Raw genomic sequence first — 24817 nt, forward strand, 5'->3', positions numbered from 1 at the left:
GATTTGCCGGCTTGATGGCTAGTGTAATTTGATCTCAGGCTCCACCGTGGCCCGGAAGCGATTGGCGATGGAGATCATCATGGTGCGATAAAACCCGAACAGGGCGAACTGGTGCAACTTGTAGAGCGACAGATAAACCATCCGCGCCACGAAGCCTTCGACCATGATGCTGCCGGTCAGATTCCCCATCAGGTTGCCCACGGTACTGTACTTGCCCAGCGAAACAAGCGAGCCGTAATCGCGATAGTTGAATGACGGCAGCGGTTTACCGGCCAGGCGGCGCTTCATGCTCTTGATCAGCAGAGCGGCCTGCTGGTGCGCGGCCTGCGCCCGGGGCGGGACATTACTTTCCATCTGCGGCCAGGGACAGGCGGCGCAATCGCCCAGGGCGAAGATATTCTCATCGCGAGTACTTTGCAGGGTTTGATCGACGACCAGTTGATTGCCGCGGTTGGTTTCCAGGCCGTCGATCTCGGCGAGAAAGTCGGGCGCCTTGATGCCGGCCGCCCAGACCCTGATCGGTGCGCGGATTTCGCGGCCGCTTTCGGTATACAGCGCCTCGGCGGTGACTTTCACCACCCGTTCGCCCTTGAGGACCGCGATATTGAGTTTCTCCAGCTCGGCCTCGGTAGCCCGCGACAGGCGGGGCGGCAGGCCCGGCAGGATCCGGTCGGCGGCTTCGACGATGGTAATGCGTACATCGGCCGGATTGATCTGATCGATCCCGTAGGCGGTGATCAGGCGCGAGACCTTGTGTAACTGGGCGGAGAGTTCGATGCCGGTGGCGCCGCCGCCGGCGATCACCACATCCAGCTGACCCTGTTGCGGCGCATCGGGCCGGGTGCTGGCGCGCATGAAGTTCTCCAGTAACAGGTGCTGGAACGACTCGGCCTGTTGCTTGGTATCCAGAAACAGGCAGTGATCGCGTACGCCCTCGATCCCGAAATCATTACTCACGCTGCCGACCGCCATGATCAGCGTGTCATACTGAAATTCGCGCCGGGGAATGATTTCGTTGCCGCTGGCATCCAGGGTCGGGGCCAGATAAATCGTGCGCGAGGTCCGATCCAGGCGGTCCATACGGCCGAGGCGAAACTCGAAATGGTTACGCGCGGCCTGGGCCAGGTATTCGATCTGGTTTTCGTAAGCGTCGAAGGTGCCGGCGGCCACCTCGTGCAGCAGCGGTTTCCAGATATGCGTGCGGTTGGCGTCCACCAGGGTGATGCGGGCGCGGCCTTTTTTGCCCAGGGTCTTGCCCAGACGAGTGGCCAGTTCCAGCCCGCCGGCGCCGCCGCCGACAACAATAATATGATGAAGTTGTGACTCGTTCATGGTCCGGTTCCGTGGCTGCTAACCGCGATTGTAACATCCGACAGGAACAGTCTGGCCCCGGCGGGACGGTCTCGTTGCAAATCGTTCAGGGAAGGGTAAAACAAAAAAGCCCCCGGAAGGGGGCTTTTATGAGAGAATTGGTGCCGAGGAGAGGACTTGAACCTCCACGGGGTTACCCCCACTAGCACCTGAAGCTAGCGCGTCTACCAATTCCGCCACCTCGGCTCAGAAGCCGCGCACTTTACAGAGAGTCCCAGGGATTGTCAATCACAAGCGCTGCCCCGAAAAATGACGCATAATTCGCCGGTGACGAAATAGATTGCGTCGCCGAATACAAAATAACGAGAGAAAGAAGATTCCATGACCCAACGTTCTGACAAGCAAGACCCTTACGCCGAGCGCGAAGCTCAGAAATACGAAAACCCTATCCCCAGCCGTGAATACATCATGGACCTGCTCGAGCAGTCTGGTCGTCCCATGTCCCGGGAGGACCTTGCCGAGGCACTCAAGCTGGAAAGCGACGATGAACTCGAAGGACTGCGGCGCCGGCTGCGGGCCATGGAGCGCGATGGCCAGCTGTTGTTCAACCGCAAACGTGAATACGGCCTGATCAGCAAAATGGATCTGGTGCGCGGCCGCGTGCAAGGGCATCCCGATGGTTTCGGCTTTTTAATTCCCGACGACGGCTCCGATGATCTGTTTCTTTCCGGGCGTGAGATGCGGGTCGCCTTCCATGGGGACCGGGTCCTGGCCCGGGTGGCCGGTATCGATCGGCGTGGCCGCCGTGAAGGCGCCATCGTCGAGGTGCTGGAGCGGGCTCACAAGACCATGGTCGGCCGGCTGTTTATCGAAGGCGGCGTGGCCTTCGTGGTGCCCGATAACAAACGCATCAGCCAGGACATTCTGGTACCGACGGAGAATCTCGGCCCGGCCGAACATAACCAGATCGTCAGCGTCGAGATCGCCCAGCCGCCGACGGCGTTCCGCCAGGCCATCGGCCGGGTCATCGAAGTGCTCGGTGATCATATGGCGCCGGGGATGGAGATCGATGTCGCGATCCGTTCCCACGGCCTGCCGCAGGTCTGGTCGCCGAAAACCGAGGCACAGATCGCCGAATTGAGCGACCAGGTCAAAGAAGAACACAAGCAGGAGTCCGGTCGCGAGGATATTCGGCATCTGCCGCTGGTGACCATCGATGGCGAGGATGCCCGCGACTTCGACGATGCAGTCTATTGCGAACCCAACCGCAAGGGCTGGCGCCTGCTGGTGGCCATCGCCGATGTCTCGCATTATGTCGAACCCGAGTCTCCGCTGGATCAGGACGCCCAGGAGCGCGGCAACTCGGTCTATTTCCCCGAGCGCGTCATTCCCATGCTGCCGGAGATCCTCTCCAATGGTCTGTGTTCGCTGAACCCGGAAGTTGATCGCCTGTGCATGGTGTGTGACATGCAGCTGGATAAAAACGGCGTTCTCAAGGGGTACACTTTCTATCCGGGGGTCATGTATTCCCATGCGCGGCTCACCTATAACAAGGTGGCGGGAATGTTGGTCGACGAGGATGCCGAGCTGTGTCGAGAATACGCCGGGGTGCTGCCGCATCTGCATAACCTTTACCAGTTATACCAGGCGTTGCGCGTGCGTCGCAGCAAGCGCGGCGCCATCGATTTTGATACCACCGAAACCCGCATCGTCTTCGGTGAGGATCGCAAGATCGAATCCATCGTGCCCACCGTGCGCAACGACGCGCACAAGCTGATCGAAGAGTGCATGATTATCGCCAACGTGGCCACCGCCCGCTTCTTGCTGGAAAACAAGGTGCCGGCGCTGTATCGCGTGCACGAAGGGCCCAAGCCGGAAAAACTCGAGGCCTTGCGCGAGTTTCTCGGCGAGTTCGGACTCAAGCTCGGCGGCGGCGACAGCCCCGACGGCAAGCATTTCGCCAAACTGCTGGAGCAGATATCCGAACGTCCCGATGCCCATCTGATTCAGACCGTGATGTTGCGCACCCTCAAACAGGCGGTTTACAGCCCGGACAACCTGGGCCACTTCGGCCTGGCCTTCGATGCCTATGCCCACTTTACTTCGCCGATTCGCCGTTACCCGGATCTGCTGGTGCATCGCGCCATTCGGCATGTCATCAAGCACAAAAAAGGGGGCTTCTTGCAGCGCAAGAAACTGCCGCCGTTTCGTTATGACTCTGCCGCTATGGAAAATCTCGGCGAGCATTGCTCGCAGACCGAACGGCGCGCCGACGAAGCGACTCGTGACGCGGTCGACTGGCTCAAGTGCGAATTCATGCTCGACAAGGTGGGCGAGGAATATAACGGCACCATCAGCAGCGTGACCAGCTTCGGCCTGTTCATCGAACTCGATGAAGTCTTTGTCGAAGGACTGGTGCACGTCACTTCACTGGAGAACGATTATTACCATTTCGATCCGGCCCATCATCGTTTGATTGGCGAGCGTCAGCGGCAGATGTTCCGCCTCGGCGATCGCGTGCGGATCAAGCTGGCGCGGGTCGATCTGGAAGAGCGCAAGATGGACTTCATACTGCTGGAAAGCCTGACTGGTGAGACCTTCCGGGGCGAGCTGCCCGAGCGCGGCGGCAAGGGCGGTGGTCGCGGCAAGAAAACCGGCAAAAAAACCGCCGGTAAAAAACGCAGCAGTAAAAAAGCTGCCAGCGACTCTGACGAAGGCGACGGACGCAAGAAGACCGGCAAGAAAAGCGGAAAAAAATCGACCCGTCGGCGCGGCAAAAAGAAAACCGACTGATCCCCGTCGCACCACGCCATGGCAGAGAAACACCTCATCTTCGGTCTGCACGCGGTCGAGGCGGCAGTTAAACGGGACAGCGAGCATATCGAGCGGGTCTATCTGGAGCAGGCCCGCCGCGATGAGCGGGCCCGGCAACTGGAAGGCCAGATTCGCGCCGCCGGCGTGGCGCTGGAGCGGGTCAAACGGCAGGTCCTGGATGATCTGACCGACGGCCAGCGCCATCAGGGCGTCGTGGCCGAGGCCACGCTGCCGGGCCCCGGCGATGAGCGCCAGCTGGCCCGGTTGCTCGATGAACTGAGCGAACCGCCGTTGTTACTGGTACTCGACGGGGTCCAGGATCCGCATAACCTCGGGGCCTGCCTGCGCACCGCCGATGCCGCGGGGGTACAGGCGGTGATCGCCCCCAAAGATCGGGCCTGCGGTCTGACCAGTACCGTGCGCAAGGTGGCCAGCGGCGCGGCCGAAATCGTACCCTTCATCCAGGTCACCAATCTGGCCCGGACCCTGCGTGAGCTGCGCGAGCGGGGCATCTGGCTGGTGGGCACCGATCTGAGTGCCGAGAGCGACCTCTACCAGGCCGACCTGGCCGGCCCGCTGGCCCTGATCATGGGTGCCGAGGAAAAAGGCCTGCGCCGCCTGACCCGCGAGCACTGCGATCAGCTGGTCAGGCTCCCCATGGTCGGCACCGTCCAGAGCCTGAATGTCTCCGTCAGTACGGGGATCTGTCTCTATGAAGCGCGGCGCCAGCGCCGTGCTTCATAGAGAATAGAGACAGGGGCTAGATTCCAGCTGCCAACTGCCAACTGCCAAGGGCCAGGGGGAGGCCGGACAAAGCATAGCGGTGTCCGGCAATCTGCCCGACACCGCGGCGCTATATCGGGTCTGCCTATATCTGGATTGCAAAGCCCTGATCGCTCAAGTAAAATGCGCCACCTTTAAATACAACCTGCTGGCCATAAGGTCGGTGGGGTTCCTTGCTCCACCGCGACAGGCGGGGGGCTGCCAACCGAAAGGAAGAGATGTCGATGCGACACTATGAGATCGTGTTTCTGGTCCACCCTGACCAGAGTGAACAGGTTCCCGCCATGCTGGAACGTTATCGCAACCTGGTCGAAGGCAACGGGGGCAAGGTCCACCGGGTCGAGGACTGGGGCCGCCGCCAGCTGGCTTACTCCATCCAGAAAGTCCACAAGGCGCATTATGTTCTGCTGAACATCGAATGCGACCAGGCCACCCGTGATGAACTGGAAAGTGGCTTCCGCTTTAACGACGCGGTTATTCGCAACCTGATCATCCGCCGTGATGAAGCTGTCACCGAGCCGTCCCCGATGGCGAAGAAAGACGAGCGCGAAGAAGACAGCGAGCAAAGCGCTGCTTGAGCCCGACGTTAACCCGTTAAATTAAAGGAATCACATCATGGCCCGTTTTTTCCGTCGCAAGAAGTTCTGTCGTTTTACCGCCGAAGGCATCAAGGAGATCGATTACAAGGATCTCGGTTTGCTGAAGGCCAATGTCACCGAAAGCGGCAAGATTGTGCCCAGTCGTATTACCGGCACCAAGGCCCGCTATCAGCGTCAGCTGGCCACCGCCGTCAAGCGCGCCCGTTTTCTGGCGCTGCTGCCGTACAGCGACTCGCACAAGAACTGAAAAAATCGTCTGTTCGTTCGTTGCGAACAGAGGAACTGAAATGATGAAGTCGCTGGCAAGTTATGCCATGCGCGGCCCGCTGCAGGCTATCCTGGCGGTGGCCGGGTTGGCCATCGCCTCGCTGCTGTTTTTTCCGCTGAGCTGGCCGTTGAGTTATCTCAGCGGCGGGCTGGTGGCGCTGGTGGGGCTGACCCAGGCCAGCCGCGAGAGCATGCTGATCGTGCTGGGGGCCACCGCCGCGCTGGCTGTGCTGGCCCTGCTGATCGGCAGTCCGCACTTTGCCGTTGGCTATGCGCTGGTGGTCTGGTTACCGGCCTGGCTGGTGGCCCAGTGGCTGCGCCAGCGCGAGTCCCTGTCCCAGACTCTGCTGCTGTGCGGTCTGGTCGGGCTGGTCGGCATCAGTATTATGTTCCCGCTGCTGGGCGATCCGGCCCGCTGGTGGGGCGAGTATTTCAACCAGCAGGTGATTCCGGCGCTGGAACAGGCCGGCATCGAGATTCAGGACGAGGTTGCCCTGCGGGCGATGCTGGAGCAATCAGCCCGGCTAATGACCGGCGCCATGTTCACTTCGCTGGTGTTGAGCGCCATCATCGGCCTGCTGGTCGGGCGCAACTGGCAGGCGCGGCTGTTCGCCAGCGCCGCTCCCGGTGAGTTTCACCAGCTGCGGCTGGGAACACTGGCCGCCGGGGTGTCACTGGCCATTGTGGCGCTGGCCCAGTTTGTGGGTGGTCTGGCCGGCCAGTGGCTGGTCAATGCGGCCACCGTGGCGCTGGGGGTGTTTTTGTTTCAGGGACTGGCGGTGGGCCATGCCCTGGCCAGGCGCAGTCAGAATGCGAAGATCTGGCTGGTGGTATTGTATATTGTGCTGTTTTTTACCCTGCCCTATGGCGCGCTTGCGATCGCCATGCTGGGCATACTGGATAACTGGATTGAGCTCCGTCGCCGTTTTCCCGGGGCGGCGGGTTAATCAACCAATCACATCAAGCGACAGGCATTGAGGTCAATAAAATGGAAGTCATTCTGCTGGAAAACGTAGCCAATCTCGGCACTCTGGGCGACAAGGTTAATGTGCGTCCCGGTTATGGCCGCAACTTTCTGTTGCCGCAGAAAAAAGCGGTTCCGGCCACCAAAGAGAACGTGGAAATGTTCGAAGCACGCCGCGCCGAGCTGGAAAAAGCGGCTGCCGAAGCCCTGACTGCGGCCCGGGCCCGTGCCGAAAAAATCGCCGAACTGGCTGAGGTGATTATCCGTGCCCAGGCTGGTGAAGAAGGCAAGCTGTTCGGCTCGGTGGCCGTGGCGGACATCGCCGATGCGGTGATGGCGGCCGGCGTCGAGCTGGAAAAACGCGAAGTGACCCTGCCCGAAGGGCCGATTCGCCTGACCGGCGAATACGAGATCGAGCTGCAGTTGCACCCGGAAGTCATGCAGTCCATCAAGGTCAACGTCGAAGCCGAGTGATCGCCGACGGGCGGGGACCTTCCCGCCCGCCGCCTCTTTGGCAAACCTTTCGCACACCTGTAGCGTGCGATTTCCCCGTTCATTTTCCCGTTTCAATCCGTGCGCCGGATCGGTCCGATCCCGGTCAGGGTTGTGCTATGCTCAGGGCTTCTTGCCACGGGAGCGAGGGTTCGTTTCGATGACATTCTCCGGGAGTACCGCCCGTCCGCGGCCCCGGCCATGCTGGGATAACAAGACAAATCACCATGCCTGATGCAATTTACTCGGTAACCGCCACGGATCAGGCCACCGACGCGCTCAAAATGCCGCCGCACTCTATCGAGGCGGAGCAGGCGGTGCTCGGCGGGCTGATGATCGACAACAGCAGCTGGGACCAGGTCGCGGATCAGGTTACTGAAGAGGATTTTTACCGGCGCGATCACCGCCTGATCTTCTGCGCCATCGCCGCACTGGCGAAGGAGAGCGATCCCTGCGACGTGGTCACCCTCTCAGAATGGCTGGAGCGCCATAACCAGCTGGATGCCGCCGGCGGCATGAGTTATCTGGGCGGGTTGGCCAAGAACACGCCGACTGCCGCCAATATCAAGGCCTATGCCGCCATCGTGCGGGAGCGCTCGGTACTGCGCCAGCTGACCCGGGTGGCCACCGAGATCGGCAACCTGGCCTACAACCCCGAAGGGCGCAACAGCGCCGAGGTGCTGGACCAGGCCGAGAAGGCGGTGTTCGATATCGCCGAGCAGGGTGCGCGCAACCGCTCCGGCTATGTCGGGATCAAGGATCTGCTGGTCAGGGCGGTGGATCGCATCGACGCGCTCTATCAAAGCAGCGATGCCTATACCGGCGTGCCGACCGGTTACACCGATTTTGACGATATGACTTCCGGGTTGCAGAACTCCGATCTGATCATTGTTGCCGGACGTCCCTCCATGGGAAAAACTTCCTTCGCCATGAATCTGGTGGAAAACGCCGCCATCAAGCATCAGGTGCCGGTGGCGGTGTTCAGTATGGAAATGCCCGGCGAGCAACTGGTGATGCGTATGATGTCCTCGCTGGGACGTATCGATCAGCACAAGATTCGTACCGGCAAACTGGATGACTCGGACTGGCCGCGCCTGACCTCGGCGGTGGGTATTCTCAACGAGGCGCAGATTTATATCGATGACACGCCGGGACTCTCCCCCATGGAGGTCCGCTCCCGCGCCCGGCGCATCAAGCGTGAACATGGTCTGGGCCTGATCGTGATCGATTATCTGCAGCTGATGCAGGTGGGGGGAAACACCGAAAATCGCGCCACCGAGATCTCCGAGATCTCGCGCAGCCTCAAGGGACTGGCCAAGGAACTCAATGTCCCCGTGATCACGCTCTCACAGCTCAATCGCTCGCTGGAACAACGTCCCAACAAGCGCCCGGTCATGTCGGATCTGCGTGAGTCGGGTGCCATCGAGCAGGACGCGGATATGATTGTGTTTATCTACCGCGACGAAGTGTACAACGAAGACAGCACCGATAAGGGCACTGCCGAAATTATTATCTCCAAACAGCGTAACGGTCCCATCGGTACCGCGCGACTGACCTTCCTCGGTCAGTACACCAAGTTCGAAAACTACATTTCCGGCGACAACTATCTCGAAGGGCCCGGTGCATGACCCGTGCAACACGGGCCACCATTAACCTACGCGCCCTGCAACACAACCTGACCGTCGCCCGCCGGCACGCCCCGGACAGTCGCCTGATGGCGATCATCAAGGCCAACGGCTACGGCCACGGCATGGTCGAAGTGGCCCAGGCCCTGGAGCATGCCGATGCTTTCGGGGTGGCGTCCATCGACGAAGCGATCAGCCTGCGCGAGGCGGGCATCCCGCAACCCATCGTGTTGCTCGAAGGCTTCGTTCGGGGCGACGCGCTGCGTCTGATCGAGGGCTATCAATTACAACCGGTGATCCATCACCCCGAACAGATCGCTATCCTGGAACAAACTCCGGGCCCGGCGCTGGATGTCTGGCTCAAGGTCGACACCGGTATGCATCGCCTGGGTATGTCCCCCCAAGATACCCCGGCCATGCTGACCCGCCTGCTCAACTGCCCGCGGGTTGCCAGCGTGCGGCTGATGACGCATCTGGCCAACGCCGACGATCGTGAGGATGACTATACCCAGGAGCAGATTCGCCGCTTCGAGAGTCTGGACGATCTCAGCGTTACCGCGCGCAGCGTCGCCAATTCCGCCGGACTGCTCGGCTGGCCGCAGAGCGTCAGCGACTGGGCGCGGCCGGGGATTATGCTCTACGGCGTATCGCCCTTTAATAACAGTCTCGGCAAACAGCACGACCTGCGCCCGGTCATGACCCTGCGCGCGCAATTGATCGCCGTAAACCGGCATCAGGCCGGCGAGCTGATCGGTTATGGGGGTACCTGGCGCTGTCCCGAGGCGATGCCGATGGGGGTAGTATCCATCGGCTACGGTGACGGTTATCCCCGCCATGTCCCCAGCGGCACGCCGGTATTACTCGGTGACAGGCGGGTGCCCATCGTCGGACGCGTGTCGATGGATATGCTCTGCCTGGATCTGCGGGAGTGTCCCGAGGCCCGCATCGGCGATGAAGTGATCCTCTGGGGCGAGGGGTTGCCGGTAGAAGAGATCGCCGACGCCGCCGGCACCATTGCCTATGAGTTGTTGTGCAAGGTGACCGCGCGGGTGGAGTTTGAATACACCACGAGTGAGGCTTGATCTTATTGCCTCCCCTGCAAGGGGAGGGGTGAACAAGCATCCAGCATCTATCTAAATGTTCGCCATGCGGGCCAGGCCGTCATTCCGGCGCAGGCCGGAATCCAGTCTATAGAAAAAGATCGCCCCCCCAGTGCGAGCTTGATCTCGAAAGCGCTGATTTTCTTTTGTGGGAGATGTAATAAAGCGGCGGCGCCCTGACCTGGCATTGAGGAAGATCAGCCCCCAAACTGGTTGATATGGAGCACTCAAGGGGTCAGTACACTTGAAAGAAGGTAGTAAAGTCGATTTAGAAAGCATAATGATGGCGGCACTAGAAATACCGAGAGAATAAGGCAGACTTCAAGTGATCTGACCCCTTGATACGCCTTGATACGGAGGCGGAAACAGATAGGCGGAACCTTAGGCCACCGCGTCACATCTTTACTCTACCGTAAGCAGCCATGAGAATAATGCTGTTAAGGATGGTATGGTTACTATTTTCTGATGCTTCTATTGTACGACTCTGGTCTTTTAATTAAACCAGTGCCGCGCCGATAAGCGACAGCACAACCACTGTAGTCAGCACGATACGCATCGGCACATACCATGCCGGTACCAGGTTCTGTTTCGCCGCGCGGTGGTCCATGGCGCATAATATAATAAAGGCCACAATTAACAGGCTGTAGCTGTATGCCGGTGTGATGAGCAGGGCGACCCAGCCAAGCAGGGCGGGTAGCACGCTGAGGCCCAGTTGCGCCAGTGCGGCCTGGCTCTCACGTGACATGGCCGCACCCCAGTGGATGGCTCCCATGAACGAAAGAATGATAGCGGCGTAGGTTCGCAGGACGAAGTCGGCGTCCTGTATGCCAGGCAGGTCAATCCATGTGCCGATGCTGAAAACAACAAAGGGGATCAGGCCGGCATATCCCAGTACTTTTGCCAATTGTTCAGTTCTCATGGCAGCTCCGGTGATCATCCACGTTATCTGGTTTTTCCCTGATTAAACCAGAACTCTTCGCGTTATTCTGCGCCTTCGCGTCTGCGCGATAATGCTCATAATCTATTATACAGCCTCGGCTCTGTCCCCGAACCAGAAGCCGCTGTCCATGTCCAGGAACTGCTGGAAGTGGATGTAGTGCGAGCCGTCGCAGGAGAAGGTGAGGCCGACCATGCCGTTGATGGTGTTGAACGAGGCGGAGCGCAGGTAGATGGTTTCATCCGCGTGGCGCAGGGCCTTGAACTGGTTCAGGACGCGGCCGATGTCCTCGAAGCCGACCTGGGTGCGTTCGTGCGGGTCGCGGCGCGGGTAGGCAAGGCAGCGTTCGGGATCGACGATCTCGTCGAGCATGTGAATGTTGTAGTCGTAGGGATCATCCAGTGACCAGAAGGAGGCGCGGGAGCTGGAAAAGTGAATCTTGACATGAAAGATGCCGTGGTTGCGTATCATCCCGGCGATGATATCCATCACTTCGTCGAGCACCTTGTCCATGGCGCTGATGGAACGCTGTTGCTGGAAGACGGTGCCGCGAATTGCCGGATCGCCCTTGTACTGGCTCCAGCCGGCTGCAGCGGGTGCTTTCTCGCGCTGACCGTGCAGGTCTTCGACATTGTAATCGGCGGCGATGAAACCGAGGATTTCATTGCCGTCGCGCACCGCCTGGATGGCGGTGATGCAGGGAAGGGTGCTATGGCGGCTGGTGTAAACCGGTGACAGGGTAAAGCCCTGGTACGGCAGAGTGCTGCTCAGATAGGGGCGGCCGGTGAGATCCAGTCCGCGCCATTGTGCATCCAGCTGGCCGTCTTCGATGTTGGCGGAGATCAGGATGTTATGGGTGTTAACCGCATACAGCATGTGACAGTGGGGCAGTTGGCCAAGACCTTGCAACAGCACCTGATCCAGCTGCGTCGGATCCTGCCAGACAAGGGCGGCCTCGACGGCGAGGGTAGCCAGTGGCTCAGCGGCAAGGCTGGCCAGCTGTTGTTTTTGATAAGCGATGCGTTCCTTGAAGGCGGACATAACGTTCCATGCTGATGGCTGATGGGTCGGTTCCTGTAACGGCATTCAAATAGTATGCCGTCTATTGTTCTCCTGCGCTGTGACAGGCTTGTGACGGTCGACAGGGCGTGCGAACACTGCGGAGATCGCAGCAGGTGACACATGCTAACATGCCCACTGATTGGAGAAACGGACAAATCACGCACTATGGCCAAGAGCAAGGTTGTTTATTCCTGCACCGAATGCGGTACCCAGGCACCGAAATGGGCCGGCCAATGCGGTGATTGCGGGGCATGGAACACGCTGGTGGAGGTGACCGCGGTGAGCAGCAGTGGACGTAACATCCGCTTCAGCGGTTTTGCCGGCGACGCGGCCGGCCAGCGGGTGCAGCGGCTGGGGGAAGTGGATGCCGCCGACGTGGCACGCGTGCCCACCGGGATCGGCGAGTTCGACCGGGTGCTGGGCAGTGGGCTGGTCCCCGGCTCGGTGGTGTTGCTGGGAGGCGATCCCGGTATCGGTAAGTCCACGTTATTACTGCAAACCGTGGTCAGCCTGGGCCAGCAACTGACGCCGCTGTATATCACCGGCGAGGAATCGCTGCAGCAGGTGAGTATGCGCGCGCAACGCCTGGGGCTGGCGGCGGACGATCTGGCGTTACTGGCCGAGACCCGGGTGGAAGACATCCTGGCCATCGCCCGGCAGGAGCGCCCGCAGGTGCTGGTGATTGATTCCATCCAGACCATCTTCACCGATGAGGTGACCTCGGCGCCGGGCTCGGTCAGCCAGGTACGAGAGTCGGCCGCGCAGCTGGTGCGTTATGCCAAACAGACCGGCACCGCGCTGTTCCTGGTGGGCCATGTCACCAAGGAAGGCACCCTGGCCGGGCCGCGGGTGCTGGAGCACATGGTCGATACCGTACTCTATTTTGAAGGCGATTCAAGCAGCCGTTACCGACTGGTGCGGGCGATGAAAAACCGCTTCGGCGCGGTCAACGAGCTGGGCGTGTTCGCCATGACTGACAAGGGGCTGCGCGAGGTGAACAATCCCTCGGCGATCTTCTTGTCCCGTCACGACGATGCCGTGCCGGGCAGCGTGATCCTGGTGACCCTGGAAGGCAGCCGCCCGTTGCTGGTAGAGGTCCAGGCGCTGGTCGACGACAGCCAGCTGAGTAATCCGCGCCGGGTGACCACTGGTCTGGAACACAATCGCCTGGCCATGTTGCTGGCGGTATTGCATCGCCACGCCGGGGTGGTGTGTGCCGATCAGGATGTGTTCGCCAATGTTGTCGGCGGCGTGCGGGTGACCGAGACCGCCGCCGACCTGGCGGTGATCCTGGCGGTGATGTCGAGCCTGCGCAACAAAACCCTGCCGCAGGATCTGATCGTCTTTGGCGAAATCGGCCTGGCCGGCGAAATCCGCCCCGTGCCCAACGGCCAGGACCGCCTGCAGGAGGCCGCCAAGCACGGTTTCAAACGCGCCGTGATCCCCAAAGGCAACGCCCCGCGCAAACCCCTCGATGGCCTGCAAATCACCGCCGTCAGTCGGCTCGAAGAACTCCTCGATCTGTTCTGAGAACAGAGGGCCGAATTACGGGGGGGTGACGAGGTTCTAAATCCTTCGATCTCACGATCGTGATTCCGGAGAATGCCGGGATTCAGAAGTTGTACCCTGTTTTGAGACTGGTTCCCGGCTTTCGCCGGGATGACGGTTTGCAGATTTTCAACCGAATTGGAGGACAGGTAACGCAACCATCGAAGATACCGAGTACATGGTATCGGTGTGTTTCAATGTAGTTCGGTGGTTGTTTACGGGATGATGGTGCGTAGTACGCACCCTGAATAGTTTAAATCTTTTTCTGCGTTCTCTGCGCCTTCGCCTCCCGGCGTTGGGTTTTTCTGTCAGTTACCCGGTTCGAGCAGTTCGGCCAGTTCGCGTTCGAGCAGGGCAGGGTCGCCGAGGTTGAGTTCGAGTAGACGGTGCAGGTGACTGGCGCTGTCCAGGTCCATATGATCGAAGTGCAGCCCCAGGTAGTCAGGGTTTTTGTGGTGGGTGATGCGGATATCAAATGCCAGCTGGATTTCATCGCTCAGCTGCAGTTGCAGAAGATAGGTTTTGTCAAAGTCGAGAGGACCATCGGTGGGGCGGCGGATCATGGCGCCGCGCAGGCTGATGTCGATCACCCCGGTTTGCCACTGGCGGTTGCTGGCGGGATCGATCAACCAGGCTTCGCCATCGAAGCGGATGCGGGTGAAGTGGCGGCGTTCGTTATCGTTCATGTTCAGTCCAGGTAAAACTGCATTTTGATGTTGCCGATCTGGATGGTGTTGCCGTCCTGCAGTTTGTGGCTGTGGTCGCCCAGCGGCTGGTTATCCACCAGCGGGGGATGTTCGCCTTCCAGATGCGAGAGAAAGTAACCGTCATTGCGCCGCGTGATAACTGCCGTGGCCACACCCGGTTTACCCAGGTTGGTCATGGAGCGGTTCAGGCTCAGGGTCTTGCCCAGGTTCTGGCCGTTGAGGATCTGCAGCCAGCCCTGACGGGTTTCATGCGTCTGTTCGGCGTCGGCCTGTTGCGGGGTGATCTCCTCGACTTCGGGCACTGGCAGCTCATCCACGTGAGCCATGTTGTGATCTTCTTCGTATTTGTATTCCAGTGTGTGCTTGCCGATGCGGATGGTGTCGCCATCCTTGAGCAGATGCTTGTCGATTTTGTTCTGCTCGACGAAGGTGCCGCCCTCGCTGTCGAGATCGACCAGCACCGAGGTTTGATCCCGGGTGTCGAGGCGGGCGTGCCGGGGTGAGACAGCCAGGCTGTCGATATGAATCGTGCACTGGGGATCACGCCCGATCAGCATGCTGCCCTTGAGGATCGGATAGACACGCAGAATGCTTCCCTTGAATGACAGCGTCAGCTTGGACACGTGCGGCTCGGCTCCCGGCTAGTAACTGAATGAAAAGTCTATATTTATCGTAGAATTATAGTCTTTTATTAATGTTATTATACAACTGCGGCGGTGGATAGTCCCGATTTGACCGCCCGTCCGGGATTTTCCCCCTTGCGTCAAGACTCGCCGGGACCCGGTTCCTCCGCAGGCAGGTTGTTGCGTTTCCAGCCCGGGTCGATGTGCACGGTTTTGACGGCGTTGCCGGTGGTCTGGACGATTTCGATGGGATAGTCGGCGATCAGCAGGCTGGTGCCGGGATCGGGGATGTGTTCCAGGTATTCGAGGATCAGGCCATTGAGGGTTTTCGGTCCCTCGCTGGGCAACTCCCATTCCAGCGCCTTGTTCAGTTCACGGATGGTGATGCTGCCGTCGACCAGAAACGTGCCGTCCTCCTGCACGTGAATGTCGCGACTGGAGGCGGCCGGGTCAGTGGTGAATTCGCCGACAATCTCCTCGAGAATATCCTCCAGAGTGACCAGCCCCTGAATATCGCCGTATTCATTGACCACCAGCGCAATGCGCCGGCGTTCGCCCTGGAAGTTGAGCAACTGGGTGTGCAGGGGGGTGCCTTCGGGGACGTAATACGCATCGCGAATGATCCGGCGGAAGTTGTCCTTGCTCAGCTCATCCTGCTGGAAGAGACGCACGGCGCGGCGCAGATGGACCATGCCGATCACATGATCGATATCCCCTTCGTAAACCGGCATGCGGGTATGCTGGCTTTCGGTGAGCTGCTTGGCAATCGCTTCCCAGTCGTCGGCCAGGTCGATGCCGGCGATCTCGTTACGCGGTACCATGATGTCATCGACGCTGACTTTTTCCAGATCGAGAATACTGAGCAGCATCTCCTGATGGCGCTGCGGAATCATGCTGCCGGCCTCGCTGACCACCACGCGCAGCTCTTCGCTGCTGAGGGTCATACGCCCGGCTTCATCGAGCCGGATACCGAATATCCGGAGCAGACCATTGGAGAGGCGGGTGATAAACCACACCAGCGGATAAAAAATCTTCAGCAAGGGTGCCAGTACATAAGAGGCGGGCAGGGCATAGCGTTCCGGGTTGAAAGCCGCCAGGGTTTTGGGCGTCACTTCGGAAAAGATCAGCACGATGATGGTCAGGGCGATGGTGGCGATCCAGATGCCGGACTCGCCGAACAGCCGCATACCGATCAGGGTGGCAATGGCCGAAGCCAGAATGTTGACGAAGTTGTTGCCCAGCAGGATAACCCCGATCAAACGATCGGGCCGGGTCAGCAGGCGTTCCGCCTTTTGCGCGCCCTTGTGTTTTTTCTCGGACAGATTGCGCAGGCGATAGCGGTTGAGACTCATCAGCCCCGTTTCGGAGCCGGAGAAAAACCCCGACACAATCAACAGGAAGACGAGTATGCCGATGAGCATACCTAGGGGTAATTCGTTCAAGAACGCAAAGCCTCTTGCTGCCTGTAGGGAAGATGAATTACGAAGGACATCACCGGCACTGTCAAGGTTAACCGCCGGCGGCGGCTAGCGATGCAGAACCAGTTCAAGCACAAATTTGCTGCCGAAGTAGGCCAGCATGAGAGCAATGAAGGCGGCGATGGTCCAGCGGATGGCTATGCGGCCACGCCAGCCGAACTGGACCCGTCCCCACAACAGAATACCGAACAGGATCCAGGCGATGATCGACAGCACAGTTTTGTGCACCAGGTGCTGGGCGAGAATGTCCTCCAGATAGAGTCCGCCGCTGAACAGCGAGATACTCAGTACAATAAAGCCCAGACCGATCATCTGGAACAGCATGGTTTCCATGGTCTCCAGCGGTGGCAGGGCGCGCACGATGCCGCCGGGCTGCTTGTTGTGCAGGTGGGCATCCTGGAAATAGAGCAGGATCGCCTGCACCACCGCGATGCTCAGCAGACTGTAGGCGAGAATCGAAACGAGGATATGAAACTCCAGTCCCGCGGCCAGATTCCGGGCCAGGATGTTGTGCTCGTCGCTGAGCAGGCGCAGCACAACCGTGATAGCGGTAAACGGCAGTACCACAATACCGAGTGATTCCACAGGACGCGAGAGAGCCGACAGCAGTAGCAACAGCGCGGCCAGCCAGCCCACCAGGGTAAAGATAGTATAAAAACCAATATCCACGCCGGCCGGTGTAAACAGCACCTGCCACAGCAGTACACCATGTAGCGCCACGGCGACCAGTCCGGGGGCCAGCAGACGCAGACGGGTTGCGGGCGCGGCCGGTGTGCCGCTGACCAGACGTCGCCATAGCAGAACGCCGGCCAGCAGATACAGCAGAATTGCGGCCAGTGCCGGGAGCAACAGATTAAGAGCCAGGGAGTTCATCACCTCTGGATCATCGCACAGCTCGATCGACGAAGGAAGTGCCGCGCCGCGCCTTGGCGGGAATGTTTGTACCGCGCCGGCTATATACTTACGTTGATGATTGGCGCGGAGATAAAACAAAACATTATCAAGGTCTTAGACTTGTGACTCTGGTAGCATTTTGATTTACTCGGGCATGGCACTATTCAAGGTCGGAATAACAGGCTAATTAGCATAATTCAATCAGGCGAAGTGAGAGGCTAGATGGAACTGCAGGTTCTGGGATGTAGCGGCGGTGTCGGCAATGGTTTGCGCACCACCACCATGATGATCGATGAGGATATTCTGATCGATGCCGGCACCGGTGTGGGTGATCTGACCCTCGAACAGATGGCCGGCCTGCGCCATATTTTTCTGACTCATTCGCATCTGGATCATATCGCCAGCATTCCCCTGCTGGTGGATAGCGTGTTCGAACATCTGCATGAACCGATTACCATCCACGCTCAGCAAGTGACCATTGATGCACTGCGCACACACATTTTCAATAACGTGATCTGGCCCGATTTTGCCGCGTTGCCCCATCCTGATCGACCGGTGCTTCGCTACCAGCCGATGCAGCCGGGTGAAAGCCGCCAGGTGCGGAATATCCGGTTTGAAATGGTACCGGTCAATCACGTGGTGCCCGGGGTCGGCTATATTGTACGCAACAGCCCTCAGGTTTTTGCCTTCAGCGGGGATACCACCACCAATGATACCTTCTGGGCGCGCCTTAACCAGCTGGAGCGACTGGATCTGCTGATCGTCGAAGCGGCTTTCGCGGATGACGATATCGATATCTGCCGGCGTGCCGGTCATTACTGTCCCGCGTTGCTGGCAGAGGACATTGCCAAGCTGACCCACCAGCCCGAAGTTTATATCACCCACAACAAGCCGGGCGGCGAGGGCGAGATTTTCGCCGAATGTGCCCGCGCCATCACCACCCATTCGGTCAACCGGCTCTCGGCCGGGGCCCGTTTCACGTTATAATGGCCCGGATCGCCGAGTGTGGCGGTCGACTGTATTTCCAAGTGAGGCAACATGTTTGATGGTCTGAGCGAACGCCTTGGCCAGACGGTCCGTAACCTGCGCGGGGTCGGCCGACTGACCGAGGAGAATATCAAGGAGACCCTGCGCGAGGTGCGCATGGCTCTGCTGGAAGCCGACGTGGCGCTTCCGGTGGTCAAGGAATTTGTCGACCATGTGCGCGAGAAGGCCCTCGGCGAGGAAGTCCTGAAGAGCCTGACGCCCGGCCAGGCGCTGATCAAGATCGTCAACGACGAGCTGGTGGCGCTGATGGGCGAGGCCAACGACGGCCTGGATCTGAGCGTCACGCCGCCGGCGGTGATCCTGCTGGCCGGGCTGCAGGGCTCGGGCAAGACCACCAGCGCCGGCAAACTGGCTCGCTGGCTGCAGGAGAACCGGAAAAAATCGGTGATGCTGGTCAGTACCGATATCTATCGTCCGGCGGCTATCGATCAGCTCGAGACCGTGGCCGGCCAGGTCGAGGCCAGCTTCTGCCCCAGCGCCACTGACGAGGACCCGGTCGAGATTGCCCAACGGGCGCTGGCGCAGGCGAAGCTGCAGCATAAAGATGTGCTAATCGTCGATACAGCCGGCCGGCTGCATATCGACGAGACTATGATGGATGAGGTGCGCCGTCTCCATGCAGCGGTCCATCCCGTCGAGACCCTGTTCGTGGTCGATAGCATGACCGGCCAGGACGCGGCCAATACCGCCCGTGCCTTTCATGACGCGCTGCCGCTGAGCGGGGTGATCCTGACCAAGACTGACGGCGATGCCCGCGGCGGCGCGGCACTGTCGATTCGCCAGATCACCGGCAAGCCGATCAAGTTTCTCGGTACCGGCGAGAAGACCACCGAGCTGGAACCGTTTCATCCCGATCGGGTCGCCTCGCGTATTCTGGGCATGGGCGATGTGGTCAGCCTGGTTGAAGAGGCGCAGGGCAAGATCGATCTGGACGAGGCCGAGAAAATGGCGGCCAAGCTCAAAAAGGGCAAAGGCTTCGATCTGGAGGATTTCCTCGCCCAGTTCCAGCAGATGAAAAAAATGGGTGGGCTGTCCAGCCTGATGGACAAGTTGCCCGGCATGCCCAATGTGCCCCAGGGGGCCCTGGATGCGGCGGCCGGTGAGCAGCAGGTGAAACGCATGGAGGCGATCATCCGCTCCATGACCCCTGCGGAGCGGCGCAAGCCGGATCTGATTAAAGGCTCGCGCAAGCGGCGCATTGCCGGCGGCTCCGGCACCCAGATTCAGGACGTCAACCGCCTGCTCAAGCAGTTTACCCAGATGCAGAAGATGATGAAGAAAATGAAAGGCGGCGGCATGGCCAAGATGATGCGCGGCCTCAAGGGTGGCGGCAACCTGCCGCCGGGGCTGATGTAACCGGGCGCTTCCGTGCGGGGTAACACTGACGACACCGAAAACCCATTGACAGCACCCAAAAAGTCTCATTAAATCAGTGGGTTCGGGGAACTACTCGCCTGGCCGCTGTTACCGGTTGCCGGGGTTCAGGTTGCGGGAGGTCCGCCCTCTGGCAGAGGGGCGGCGGATCACGCGATCGTTGAGAAGGCCGTCGCCAGGGGGAGAGCTCTTGCAGGCGGATCTCTGGGGTGATTCCCCGGGGAGATGTCCCTTGCTGATCGTTCTCCCCGGGGCGGGAGGTTAAATTTTCCCCGCAAAATGGCTCTAAGCCCTTCACTTTTCCGTCATTTTCAGTACAATGCCCCACTCTTTCGGGAAGGCTGTCCGACCTCGGGTCGAGACGGCCTCAATTTATTTGGTTCAAGAGGTTATAACTCGCGATGGTAACCATACGTCTGGCGCGCGCTGGCGCCAAAAAGCGTCCTTTCTACCATATCGTGGTCACGGATTCCCGTAACCGCCGGGACGGCAGCTATATTGAACGTCTGGGTTTCTTTAACCCGGTCGCCACCGGCAATGAAGTGCGTCTGAATCTGGACAACGAACGGATTTCGCACTGGCTTGGCAAGGGGGCGCAGGCCTCCGAGCGGGTCAGCAAACTGGTCAAGGAAAAAGAAAAGAGCGCGGCATAAACCGCCGCGCTCCCGTCTGACCCGATCGGCGGGCAGAGGACGCCACAGGCCATGCAGCATGCCGATAACATGATTGTGTTGGGGCATATCAGTGGCCTGTTTGGTATCCAGGGGTGGGTGAAGGTCTATTCCCACACCGACCCCCGGAATAACATTCTGAACTATTCGCCGTGGTATCTGTATAGCGGCGGCGAGTGGTTGCCCTACCGACTGGTGCAGGGCAAGCAACACGGCAAGACCCTGATCGCGCAACTGGAGCAGTGCCCGGATCGCGACAGCGCGGCGGCCCTGGTGGGCCGCGAAATTGCTGTTCCCCGTCAGCAGTTGCCAACTCTGGAAGAGGGCGATTATTACTGGCGCGATCTGCTGGGATTGCAGGTCATCAACCTGGCGGATGTCGAGCTTGGCCGGGTGACGAACCTGATGGAGACCGGGGCCAATGATGTTCTGGTCGTCGAGCAGAGCAACGCCGATGGCAAGCAGGAACGTTTGATCCCGTTTATTCGCGAACAGGTGATCAGACAGGTGGATTTACAGCAAGGCGTGATTCGCGTCGACTGGGATCCGGAATTTTGATTCATGCCGCTCAGCGGCATGAAGGTTAAGTGACATGCGCTTTGATTTCATCACGCTGTTTCCACCGATGTTCAGCGCAGTCACGGAATACGGTATCACCGGACGGGCCCTGAGCCGAGGTCTGGTGGAGGTCGGGTTTTACAACCCACGCGACTATACGAGCGACAATTACCAGACGGTCGATGACCGGCCCTACGGCGGCGGCCCGGGGATGGTGATGATGGTTGAGCCGCTGCGCGAAGCGATTCGTGACGCACGCGGCAGCGACGGCGGGCAAAGCCGGGTAATCTACCTGTCACCGCAGGGGCGCCGGCTGGATCAGGCCGGGCTGGAACAGTTATCGCGCCAGTCGCACCTGATACTGGTGTGCGGTCGCTACGAAGGGATCGACGAGCGGTTGATCGAGGCCGAGGTTGACGAGGAGTGGTCCATCGGGGATTACGTACTCAGTGGCGGCGAACTGGCGGCGATGGTGATGATGGACGGACTGACCCGTCTGTTGCCCGAGGCGCTGGGGCACGAGGATTCGGCGCAACAGGATTCCTTTTCGGACGGGCTGCTGGATTTTCCGCAGTTTACCCGGCCGGAGACGATAGAAGGCAGGCAAGTCCCGCCGGTATTGCTCAGTGGCGATCACAAGGCCATCGGGCGCTGGCGACTCAAACAGGCGCTGGGCAGAACCTGGCTGCGACGTCCCGAGTTACTCGAGACGCTCGAACTGGATGAGGACAAACAGACTTTGCTCGCGGAATTTATTCGCGAGCATGAGATTGAATAACGAGGCACGAGCTTGGGAGCGATGAGCATGAGCAACATTATCGACCAGTTAGACGCGGAACAGATGAACAAGACGATCCCGGAGTTCGGTCCCGGCGATACCGTGGTGGTTCAGGTCAAGGTAAAGGAAGGCAATCGCGAACGTCTGCAGGCCTACGAAGGCGTCGTCATCGCCCGGCGTAACCGCGGCCTTAATTCGTCGTTCACCGTGCGCAAGGTCTCCTACGGTGAAGGGGTCGAGCGGGTCTTCCAGGTTTACAGCCCGGCCCTGGCCGAGATTCAGGTCAAGCGCCGCGGTGATGTGCGTCGTGCCAAGCTGTACTATCTGCGCGAACGTTCCGGCAAGTCCGCGCGCATCAAGGAAAAGCTGACCAGAAAATAAGCTTGTCCGGCATGGCAGTCCGGTCGAACGACCGCAAACCGGTGAATATCAGAACGGGTAACCCTCGCGGGTTATCCGTTTTCTGGTTCTGGCGTCCGGTATTGTTTGCCCTGTTGCTACCGCTACCCGGCCTGGCAACGGCCGATGAGACGCTGGAGGAAATCCGCGCCCTGGCTGACAGCGGCGCCGCGACCCTGGCGGTCCATCTGCTGGACGAGCGCCAGCCCACGATTCCTTCCGAACAGAGCGAATGGCTGGCGCTGGAGCGCGAGCGCGTACGTATCTATCGCGAGAGCGGCCAGTGGCAGCGCCTCGCCTCCCGCCTCACCGGCTTTCCCCGCAATATGCCCGAACAGGCCGTGCGCTGGGCCATGACCGAGCGGGCCAACGCCTTTTTGAAACTCGATGAACCCCGTCGGGCCCTGTCGGTACTGCGCGATCTGATCTGGTCGGGCGAGGGTGAGGGGGACGCGCAATGGCGCCGGCGCTGGCGTGAGCTGGTGATGATCAGTTATGTCCGCCTGGGGCTGGCGGAGGATGCCTATCAGGCCAGTCGGCAGTTCTATCAGGATTATCCGCCGCAAAACCGTCATGACCGGGTGCTACGGGCGCGGATTCTGTTAATGAGCGGCCATCCTGAAGCGGTTCCCGAACTGCTGGCAGACGAACAGGATACCGAGGCCGGCATGCTGGTGCTGCTGGCGCAATTGCGCAGTGGCAGTCGGCCGGCCAACAAGGTGATGCAGGCCGGCTTACGTCACCTGCGCGGCAAGTGGGTCGAGGCCGAAGATCGCCATCACTTGTGGGCAGTGATTGCCGAGGCCGCCCGGCGCAGCGGCGATCGGCTGACCGCCGCCAATGCGCTGGAGCACGTACTGGCAGCGCAGACCGCGCGACCGCTGCCCGCAGGCCTGTTCGACTACAACGCCGACAGCCTGTGGAATGCCTATGTGGATCTGGCCACCTTCCTCGGTAATCAGCAGCAGTTTCTGATCGGCGATGACGCGCCGTGGTTCAAGGCTGCCGACGCGGCGCAGGCCCGCCAGCCGGTACGGGCGCGCGCCTATTACGCCCTGTTGATGTTCAAGGGCCAGTCGACAGCCAGTCGCGAGCGGGCGGCCAAAGCATTCACTGGAATGTTGCGCCAGCGCAGTCGCGGCGCGGCTCTGGTTGAAACGTTGTTTCTCGAGGGCAAGCAGTTCAAAGAACCTGCTGATATTCCGCTGGGGGCCCGTCTGGAACTGGTGGATATCGCGCTGGCGCGCCAGGAGATCGAGCGCGCTTCGAAACTGATGGCGAGCATCCAGCAGGTTCCCGAGGGTGAGGAAGCATTCATCTGGCAATTACGTCGGGCACGGATTCTGGTACTTGGCGGCGAGCTGGCGCAGGGACAGCAAACCCTGCACCAGGTACTGGAGGAATTAAAACCTGGTCAGGCACAGCAACTGGATCAGGTGCTGCAGGTGGTATTCGATATGCAGACCGCCGGTGCCCACGAGGCGGCGCTGGAGCTGTTTCCCGCCCTGCAGACACTGACCGTCGATACCAAACGCAAGCGCGAGCTCTATTACTGGATGGCCAATTCCCGCGAGTCCCGCGAGCAGTATCCCGAGGCGGCGCGACTGTATTTGAAATCCGCCATGCTGATCGACCCCGGGGCGATGGATCCCTGGGCCCAGACGGCACGTTACCAGGCCGGCGTCGCTCTGGCGCGGGGGGGATTGTATGCGGATGCGCGGGCGCTGTTCAATCATCTGCTGCGAGTGACCGAGGACAAGAGCCGTCGCGCGGCGCTGCGCCAGGAACTACAGAAGATCTGGCTGCTCGAAGGCGGGCGCAGCGGCGATCAGTCGGCCGCCGTTACAGAGGATGACGCAGTAACAAGCCCGTTTCAGGCGTCTGCGGTATCCCCTCCAGCGAAGTAAATTCGAACGGGATCGATTCCAGTTGCATCCCGACGTTTTTCTGTACGGCAAAATGCAGATGCGGCGAATTCCCGTCCGCGGCGGATCCGAGCCGGCCGATGATATCACCGCGATTGATAGTCATTCCCATGAACAGCTTGACCGATGCGGGCGCCAGATGTGCATACAGGCCGAAGGTACCGTCGCGGTGCAGAATCCGTACATAGAAGGTCTTCTGGCGCCGTTCGGGTGATAGCTTCCCGGTGTTGATTTCCACCAGTGTGCCGCTGCGGCCTGCATGTACAGTGCTGTCCGCCGGCATGGGGATATCAACGGCATAACGGGTCAGGGCGTGGGCGTCATGGCCGGCTTCACCGTTGAAGGCCTGCGCGATACTGAATTCCTTGTGGGGGGAAAAGGGCGGCAGATAGGGTTTGCCGGTCAGGTGATCGGCCGCCGGGTCGCCCGGGACAAAGCGGGTGCGATAGGTATAGCTCCAGGGTGCGTTGGGATCGATCTTTTCAAAGCGGGTCAGCGGCTCGCGGCTGCCGGCGGGGATCACTTTGCGCAACGGCAGCGGCGGGTCGGCCCGCATGTTCTGCAGCTGGCCGGCTGAGAATTCCAGCTGGATGGGCATGGGCAGGGTGTTGCTGACTTCGAAGATGGGCGCATTATCCTCGCCCTGACGATGGATGATCACCTGTTTTTCACTCGCTGGCATTGCTTCCTGTGAGGGGTGCCGACGACGCTCTTCGCTCGGTGGCGGGTTGTCACTGAAATGCCAGACGCCATTTTCATCCTGATATTTGTACATCTGGGCTGCAACGTGGCCGTTTGCCAGCAGGAGCAACAGGCCCGGTACGATCGCAAAGAGGAGGTATCTGTACATAATCAATTGCC

The 24817-nt window shown here is 60.0% G+C and carries 24 protein-coding genes and 1 tRNA gene; 16 read left to right on the forward strand and 9 right to left on the reverse strand.

Translation table 11 applies throughout. The annotated features are described in order from the left end of the window. Nucleotides 1–18: 18 nt before the first annotated feature. Both R6U90_RS02255 and R6U90_RS02260 read right to left on the reverse strand, forming a co-directional pair. Nucleotides 19–1332, reverse strand: a complete 1314-nt coding sequence (locus R6U90_RS02255) for an NAD(P)/FAD-dependent oxidoreductase (protein ID WP_410351036.1) — start codon at nucleotides 1330–1332, stop codon at nucleotides 19–21. Nucleotides 1333–1470: 138 nt separating this feature from the next. Next, nucleotides 1471–1557 (reverse strand) — tRNA-Leu (locus R6U90_RS02260). Between the two features lie 135 nt (nucleotides 1558–1692). On the opposite strand from R6U90_RS02260, the gene rnr reads away from it, so the two are divergent. The 8 genes from rnr to alr all read left to right on the forward strand — a co-directional run bounded on the left by rnr (nucleotide 1693) and on the right by alr (nucleotide 9937). After that, nucleotides 1693–4104, forward strand: coding sequence for a ribonuclease R (gene rnr, locus R6U90_RS02265; protein ID WP_410351037.1), 2412 nt, complete (start codon nucleotides 1693–1695; stop codon nucleotides 4102–4104). An 18-nt stretch (nucleotides 4105–4122) separates the two neighbouring features. After that, nucleotides 4123–4869 (forward strand): 23S rRNA (guanosine(2251)-2'-O)-methyltransferase RlmB, encoded by a 747-nt coding sequence (gene rlmB, locus R6U90_RS02270; protein ID WP_410351038.1) that lies wholly within the window; start codon nucleotides 4123–4125, stop codon nucleotides 4867–4869. A 263-nt stretch (nucleotides 4870–5132) separates the two neighbouring features. Further along, nucleotides 5133–5486 carry a 30S ribosomal protein S6 gene (gene rpsF / locus R6U90_RS02275; RefSeq protein ID WP_310694284.1) on the forward strand — a complete coding sequence of 118 codons (354 nt, stop codon included), beginning with the start codon at nucleotides 5133–5135 and terminating at the stop codon, nucleotides 5484–5486. A 37-nt stretch (nucleotides 5487–5523) separates the two neighbouring features. After that, a complete protein-coding gene (gene rpsR, locus R6U90_RS02280; protein ID WP_410351039.1) occupies nucleotides 5524–5754 on the forward strand; it encodes a 30S ribosomal protein S18 in 231 nt (76 codons plus the stop codon). Between the two features lie 40 nt (nucleotides 5755–5794). Beyond that, entirely contained in the window at nucleotides 5795–6721 is a 927-nt protein-coding gene (locus R6U90_RS02285) for a DUF2232 domain-containing protein (RefSeq protein WP_410351040.1), read from the forward strand. A gap of 41 nt (nucleotides 6722–6762) precedes the next feature. Continuing rightward, complete coding sequence (gene rplI, locus R6U90_RS02290; RefSeq protein WP_410351041.1) at nucleotides 6763–7212, forward strand: 50S ribosomal protein L9; 450 nt, start codon at nucleotides 6763–6765, stop codon at nucleotides 7210–7212. A 245-nt stretch (nucleotides 7213–7457) separates the two neighbouring features. After that, on the forward strand, nucleotides 7458–8858 hold the full coding sequence (gene dnaB / locus R6U90_RS02295; protein WP_410351042.1) for a replicative DNA helicase: 1401 nt from the start codon (nucleotides 7458–7460) through the stop codon (nucleotides 8856–8858). Beyond that, complete coding sequence (gene alr / locus R6U90_RS02300) at nucleotides 8855–9937, forward strand: alanine racemase (protein ID WP_410351043.1); 1083 nt, start codon at nucleotides 8855–8857, stop codon at nucleotides 9935–9937. Before dnaB ends, alr begins: the two co-directional genes overlap by 4 nt. 514 nt (nucleotides 9938–10451) lie before the next feature. Here alr and R6U90_RS02305 read toward each other — a convergent pair. Together R6U90_RS02305 and R6U90_RS02310 are read right to left on the reverse strand one after the other, a co-directional pair. Continuing rightward, entirely contained in the window at nucleotides 10452–10874 is a 423-nt protein-coding gene (locus tag R6U90_RS02305; RefSeq protein WP_410351044.1) for a DUF3429 domain-containing protein, read from the reverse strand. 105 nt (nucleotides 10875–10979) lie between these two features. Continuing rightward, nucleotides 10980–11978 carry a PDC sensor domain-containing protein gene (locus tag R6U90_RS02310; protein WP_410351045.1) on the reverse strand — a complete coding sequence of 333 codons (999 nt, stop codon included), beginning with the start codon at nucleotides 11976–11978 and terminating at the stop codon, nucleotides 10980–10982. Between the two features lie 141 nt (nucleotides 11979–12119). Between R6U90_RS02310 and radA the strand changes: the two genes are divergently transcribed. Beyond that, nucleotides 12120–13484, forward strand: coding sequence for a DNA repair protein RadA (radA, locus tag R6U90_RS02315; RefSeq protein ID WP_410351066.1), 1365 nt, complete (start codon nucleotides 12120–12122; stop codon nucleotides 13482–13484). A gap of 326 nt (nucleotides 13485–13810) precedes the next feature. Here the strand turns inward: radA and R6U90_RS02320 are convergent, their stop codons facing one another. The 4 genes from R6U90_RS02320 to R6U90_RS02335 form a co-directional block, all read right to left on the reverse strand. Continuing rightward, nucleotides 13811–14188, reverse strand: a complete 378-nt coding sequence (locus tag R6U90_RS02320; RefSeq protein ID WP_410351046.1) for a PilZ domain-containing protein — start codon at nucleotides 14186–14188, stop codon at nucleotides 13811–13813. A 2-nt stretch (nucleotides 14189–14190) separates the two neighbouring features. Beyond that, complete coding sequence (locus R6U90_RS02325; RefSeq protein ID WP_410351047.1) at nucleotides 14191–14832, reverse strand: FHA domain-containing protein; 642 nt, start codon at nucleotides 14830–14832, stop codon at nucleotides 14191–14193. A gap of 140 nt (nucleotides 14833–14972) precedes the next feature. Further along, the gene (locus R6U90_RS02330) at nucleotides 14973–16274 is read right to left on the reverse strand and encodes an HlyC/CorC family transporter (protein WP_410351048.1); all 1302 of its coding nucleotides are present in this window, start codon (nucleotides 16272–16274) and stop codon (nucleotides 14973–14975) included. An 84-nt stretch (nucleotides 16275–16358) separates the two neighbouring features. Beyond that, complete coding sequence (locus R6U90_RS02335; RefSeq protein WP_410351049.1) at nucleotides 16359–17183, reverse strand: inner membrane protein YpjD; 825 nt, start codon at nucleotides 17181–17183, stop codon at nucleotides 16359–16361. 243 nt (nucleotides 17184–17426) lie between these two features. On the opposite strand from R6U90_RS02335, the gene R6U90_RS02340 reads away from it, so the two are divergent. The 7 genes from R6U90_RS02340 (at nucleotide 17427) to R6U90_RS02370 (ending at nucleotide 23938) form a co-directional block, all read left to right on the forward strand. Then, nucleotides 17427–18191: an MBL fold metallo-hydrolase gene (locus tag R6U90_RS02340; RefSeq protein WP_410351050.1), complete on the forward strand. Its 765-nt coding sequence runs from the start codon at nucleotides 17427–17429 to the stop codon at nucleotides 18189–18191. 51 nt (nucleotides 18192–18242) lie between these two features. Beyond that, on the forward strand, nucleotides 18243–19607 hold the full coding sequence (gene ffh, locus R6U90_RS02345; RefSeq protein ID WP_410351051.1) for a signal recognition particle protein: 1365 nt from the start codon (nucleotides 18243–18245) through the stop codon (nucleotides 19605–19607). A 419-nt stretch (nucleotides 19608–20026) separates the two neighbouring features. Then, complete coding sequence (gene rpsP / locus R6U90_RS02350) at nucleotides 20027–20278, forward strand: 30S ribosomal protein S16 (protein ID WP_410351052.1); 252 nt, start codon at nucleotides 20027–20029, stop codon at nucleotides 20276–20278. 51 nt (nucleotides 20279–20329) lie between these two features. Further along, nucleotides 20330–20854, forward strand: a complete 525-nt coding sequence (gene rimM / locus R6U90_RS02355) for a ribosome maturation factor RimM (RefSeq protein WP_410351053.1) — start codon at nucleotides 20330–20332, stop codon at nucleotides 20852–20854. A gap of 34 nt (nucleotides 20855–20888) precedes the next feature. Beyond that, nucleotides 20889–21632 carry a tRNA (guanosine(37)-N1)-methyltransferase TrmD gene (gene trmD, locus R6U90_RS02360; RefSeq protein ID WP_410351054.1) on the forward strand — a complete coding sequence of 248 codons (744 nt, stop codon included), beginning with the start codon at nucleotides 20889–20891 and terminating at the stop codon, nucleotides 21630–21632. A gap of 27 nt (nucleotides 21633–21659) precedes the next feature. After that, nucleotides 21660–22013, forward strand: a complete 354-nt coding sequence (gene rplS, locus R6U90_RS02365; RefSeq protein WP_410351055.1) for a 50S ribosomal protein L19 — start codon at nucleotides 21660–21662, stop codon at nucleotides 22011–22013. A 41-nt stretch (nucleotides 22014–22054) separates the two neighbouring features. Further along, the gene (locus R6U90_RS02370; RefSeq protein ID WP_410351056.1) at nucleotides 22055–23938 is read left to right on the forward strand and encodes a tetratricopeptide repeat protein; all 1884 of its coding nucleotides are present in this window, start codon (nucleotides 22055–22057) and stop codon (nucleotides 23936–23938) included. Here the strand turns inward: R6U90_RS02370 and R6U90_RS02375 are convergent. After that, on the reverse strand, nucleotides 23874–24806 hold the full coding sequence (locus R6U90_RS02375) for a M23 family metallopeptidase (protein ID WP_410351057.1): 933 nt from the start codon (nucleotides 24804–24806) through the stop codon (nucleotides 23874–23876). The genes R6U90_RS02370 and R6U90_RS02375 overlap by 65 nt on opposite strands. Nucleotides 24807–24817: the final 11 nt, after the last annotated feature.

This window comes from Thiohalophilus sp. (genome assembly GCF_046483665.1).
Taxonomy (GTDB): Bacteria; Pseudomonadota; Gammaproteobacteria; order UBA6429; family Thiohalophilaceae; genus Thiohalophilus.